6 protein-coding genes and 1 pseudogene are annotated in these 4,474 nt (G+C 49.8%); all 7 read left to right on the top strand.

Features of this window, described 5'->3' with window-relative positions:
* A partial coding sequence (locus tag BN93_RS00315; RefSeq protein ID WP_019186357.1) for a hypothetical protein occupies positions 1 to 518 on the top strand: 518 nt, incomplete at its 5' end.
* Between the two features lie 200 nt (positions 519 to 718).
* Positions 719 to 1,813, top strand: coding sequence for a class I SAM-dependent methyltransferase (locus tag BN93_RS00310; RefSeq protein ID WP_019186356.1), 1,095 nt, complete (start codon positions 719 to 721; stop codon positions 1,811 to 1,813).
* 97 nt (positions 1,814 to 1,910) lie between these two features.
* The gene (locus BN93_RS00305; RefSeq protein WP_019186355.1) at positions 1,911 to 2,159 is read left to right on the top strand and encodes an acyl carrier protein; all 249 of its coding nucleotides are present in this window, start codon (positions 1,911 to 1,913) and stop codon (positions 2,157 to 2,159) included.
* Positions 2,160 to 2,181: 22 nt separating this feature from the next.
* Complete coding sequence (locus BN93_RS00300; RefSeq protein WP_019186354.1) at positions 2,182 to 3,084, top strand: lysophospholipid acyltransferase family protein; 903 nt, start codon at positions 2,182 to 2,184, stop codon at positions 3,082 to 3,084.
* Complete coding sequence (locus tag BN93_RS00295) at positions 3,042 to 3,506, top strand: pseudouridylate synthase (protein ID WP_019186353.1); 465 nt, start codon at positions 3,042 to 3,044, stop codon at positions 3,504 to 3,506. Before BN93_RS00300 ends, BN93_RS00295 begins: the two co-directional genes overlap by 43 nt.
* 175 nt (positions 3,507 to 3,681) lie before the next feature.
* Complete coding sequence (locus BN93_RS00290; RefSeq protein WP_044259277.1) at positions 3,682 to 4,098, top strand: acyl-CoA thioesterase; 417 nt, start codon at positions 3,682 to 3,684, stop codon at positions 4,096 to 4,098.
* A 129-nt stretch (positions 4,099 to 4,227) separates the two neighbouring features.
* Positions 4,228 to 4,474 (top strand): annotated as a pseudogene (locus BN93_RS17840) (3-oxoacyl-ACP synthase); the annotation flags it as partial.

Raw genomic sequence — 4,474 nt, 5'->3', positions numbered from 1 at the left:
CCGACAGCGACATGAACTCTATCAGGGGGAATGCCTGCATTGTTAACGACCAGCAAAAATGCGTGGTGGAAGTAGACTACTCGGACCTCAATATCGAGGGAAAGCCCTGCATGCAGTACTTGCAAGACAGGGGCGAAGAGAACGTACGCGACTGGAAAAGCGACATGGAACTGTGCGTAAGCCAGTTTGTGGAGAAATGGAACAAAGACAACAAAGGCGCACTGAAAGCCATTGCCGAAAAAGATGAGGGCACACCCTTGCGCCTTGTGGTGAAGATGAAACGCCTGCACCTGGGCATAACTGCGCTGGCCGTGGTTGTTGGTTTCGGTTCTGGCGATGCCCATCTGGCATGCGAAGTGGACATATACGATGGCAACAAGGAGATTACCAAACTTCGCATCGACGACCTTTCCAGTGGCAGCCAATACACCGAGAGCCAACGCTTGCGCGACATCTTTAAGAAACTGGCCGCGCGATCGGTGAAGTGTCTCAAGAAAGCTTGTAAGAAACAGAAATAAGTTCGTAGGGTTCCCCAACAGGCAATTCGTTCAGTTTTGGCGTGCTTAGGTTTGCAGGCCAGCAGCCTTGTGCCCAACAACAGGCAGGTTTCCTGGCAAACACATCGCCCAAAGAACATCAAAACCGTTGGCCTACACACCAGGTTACGCCCCAAATCAGAAACTCATAAACTAGTAAACTCATATACTTAGTACATTATATGCACCTCTTTCCCGCATTATCTAAGAAGTATTGCCACGAGCGCATGTCGGCCGGCGAGGCACAACGCATGGCCCAATTCATCGCTTGGGCGCCTATGGTGTTTCAGGTTTCGCGCCTAATGGTGAAGTTCGGCATACTCGACTTGTTGCGCGACAGTCAAGACGGACTGACGCAAGACGAGCTGGTGCAACGCACCAAGCTATCAACCTATGCCGTAAAGATACTCACCGAGGCATCGCTTTCGGCTGGAATTGTGCTGGTAGACGAAGAAACGGGCCGTTTCTCGCTATCGAAAACGGGCTGGTTCTTGCTCACCGACGACTCTACACGGGTGAACATGGACTTCAACCACGATGTGAACTATCGCGGGATGTTCTTCTTAGAAGAGGCCTTGACGAACGAAAAGCCCGAAGGACTGAAAACGCTTGGCAACTGGCCTACCATCTACGAGGGGCTCTCGAAACTGCCCGAAGAGGTGCAAAGCAGCTGGTTTAGGTTCGACCACTTTTATAGCGACAACTCGTTTAGCCAAGCTTTGAACATCGTTTTCGCCCATAACCCACGCCAATTGATGGACGTTGGCGGCAACACGGGCCGCTTTGCGTTGCGCTGCGTGGCTCATTCGGCCGACGTAAACGTAACCATCGTGGACCTACCTGGGCAGATTGGCATGATGAAAAAGAACATCGAAGGCAAGGAAGGGGCCGAACGCATTGCTGGTTATCCCACTGATTTGCTGGACAAGACAAACGAACTGCCCAAGGGCGAGTGGGACGTGATATGGATGAGTCAGTTTCTCGACTGCTTTTCGGAACCACAAATAGTGGCCATTCTGCAAAAGGCGGCTGCCGTGATGAATCCCAATACGCGCCTTTTCATTATGGAAACGTTTTGGGACAGGCAGCAATACGAAACCACAGCCCTATGCCTAACCATGACCAGTGTTTACTTTACGGCTATGGCCAACGGCAATTCGAAGATGTATCACAGCGAAGACATGACCCGACTGATTGCGCAAGCGGGACTAAAAGTGGTGAATACACACGACGGAATAGGTCGTGGGCACAGCATTTTGGAGGTTTCGCTACCCTAACATGCAAGCTTGGGCATTGTTCGTGGACGGGATTTCGCCCGCCAACACCTGCCCAACGCCACAAACAACAAAAGAATATTAATTACACAATATAAATATGTCTAGACAAGAAATAGAAGAAAAAGTAAGAGAATTTCTTATTGAGGATTTGGAGATTGACGAAGAGAAGATTGTTCCCGAAGGAAAGCTCAAAGACGACCTAGGAATCGACAGCCTGGACTTCGTTGACATTGTGGTTATCGTGGAAAAGAAGTTCGGATTTAAAATAAAACCCGAAGAGATGGCTGGCATAACCACCCTCAAACAATTCTGCGACTACATCGAAAACAAGGTGAACAACGCCTAAACTCAATCTCCGTAAGGCTGACATGGAATGGCAAGGCAGAACAGACGGCAACCGTTGGATGCAACAGCAATTGATAAATTGCTTTCGTTTCCTCTCCCTACACATCTATTATATGGGTGTGGCGGTAGTGGTGCCGTTCTATATGCTCTTCGGCAAGGGATTTAAGCCCAGCTATGGGTTCTATCGCAAAAGGCTGGGATGGAATGTAGTGAAATCATTTTGGTGGAGTTATAAGAACCACTTACGCTTTGGACAGGTGATGATAGACCGCTTTGCACGATGTGCAGGCAAGACATTCGCCCTTACAACCGACAATATCGAGTTGTATAACAAACTGGAAGCGGGCGACGACGCCTTTGTGATGCTGAGCGCACACGTGGGAAACTACGAGATGGGCGGCTATATGCTCACGGCTAAGCGCAAAAGTATGCACATGTTGGTGTTTGCCCAAGAGACGGAAACGGTGATGGAGAACCGTAAAAAGCAGTTCGGCCGAACCAATATCCACATGATACCGGTTGACAATGGGATGAATCATCTCTTTGCCATCAACGAAGTGCTTACCACAGGACAGATATTGAGCCTTACAGCCGACAGGCGATTTGGCTCGGAGCGGTCGGTTGTATGCCGTTTCTTCGGTGCCGATGCGCTTTTCCCCCTTGGTCCGTTTGCCACCATCGTGCAACGCGATGTGCCTACGCTGGTTGTGTTGGTGGTTAAGACGGGTATCAAAAGCTACCGCGCCATACTTACTCGCCTGCCACTGCCGCCTACCAGTCTGCCACGCAAAGAACGCATACAACAATTGGCACAAGCCTACGTCAACGAATTGGAACGCGTGGTAAGACTGCATCCCGAACAATGGTTTAACTTCTTTAATATATGGACAACAACCACAAGCTCCTCGACCGAACCATCGACGTAAGCGAGCTTTTGCCCCAGCAACCGCCATTTGTAATGGTAGATAGCTTGCTGAGCTTTGACAACGACACTACCGTTTGCGGCTATTGCGTGCCAGAAGACGGCGTGTTTACCGACAACGGGCAACTCTGCGCCGCTGGATTGGTGGAGAACGTGGCCCAAACTTGTGCCGCACGACTGGGCTTTTACAATAAGTATGTGCTCAATCGGCCTGTTCAGTTGGGTTTCATAGGTGCCATTCGCAACTTCTGCGTGGCGCGTCTGCCTCGCGTTGGCCAACAACTCGTCACCACGATACACGTAGAAGAAAACGTGATGGGCATGACTTTGGCCTCTGCAAAGGTGGAATGCGAAGGCGAAACGGTGGCTACTACGGAGATAAAGATTGCGTTGATTGAGGAGCATGGTGAGGAGTTAAGGAGTTAAGGAGTTAAGGAGTTAAGCCAATGGCCTTGTTGCTTTCTCGATACACTTCCCAACTTCAACGAATTAAAGGTGAATGCTTTAAAAGCATACGGCTTAACTCCTTAACTCCTTAACTCCTCAGCATACGGCTTAACTCCTTAACTCCATAACTCCTTAACTCCTTAAATAACAACAAATGTCCCTTCAAGCATCCAAAGAAATAGAGATAAGGTTTAGCGAAGTAGACTCGATGAACGTGGTGTGGCATGGTTCGTACGCCCTTTACTTCGAGGATGCACGCGAGGCTTTCGGTGCCAAATACGGCCTGGAATACCTCACCATCGCCGACAATGGCTACTACGCACCGCTGGTTGAGCTGACGTTTAAGTATCGGCAGCCCATCGTTTACGGCATGAAATGTCGCATCGACATATTCTATGTGCCCACCGAAGCGGCTAAAATCGTGTTCGATTACGAGATAAGGCGCAGCGAAGACAACGCGCTGATGGCCACAGGTCATAGCGTGCAGGCTTTCATGAACAAGCAATATCAGCTGGAATGGTACCGCCCGCCCTTCTATCAAGAGTGGCAAGAGCGGTGGAAAGTGTTGTAAGGGGTAGTTAGTGGTAAGGAGTAAGTAGTAAAAGGAGTAACTTGGAAGTAGTAAGTGGTAAGTAATAGGTTGCTAGGAGCAGGCAGTAAGGAGTAAGTAAACCACCTCACACCTTATATATAAGCAAAGATGACGCATTGCATTGCACACAACATATCGTCGCCCTTGGGCTGGACGAGCGAAGAAAACTTCGCCGCCGTGCTGCAAGGGCGCACAAAACTAACCACCCACAAGGGCAAATGGGGACTTCCGCAAAGCTTTGTGGCGTCTCTCTTCGACGACAGCGCCGTGGAGGAACGTTTCAACAGCCACGTGGGTGATGTGGGTTTGGCCCTCTCGCGCTTTGAGATGCTCGTCGTATTGTCTGTAAAACAGG

Source organism: Prevotella conceptionensis 9403948 (assembly GCF_000312305.1).
GTDB lineage: Bacteria > Bacteroidota > Bacteroidia > Bacteroidales > Bacteroidaceae > Prevotella > Prevotella conceptionensis.
The sequence above is the reverse complement of the archived record's forward strand: the minus strand, read 5'-3'. Positions and strand labels throughout refer to the sequence as shown.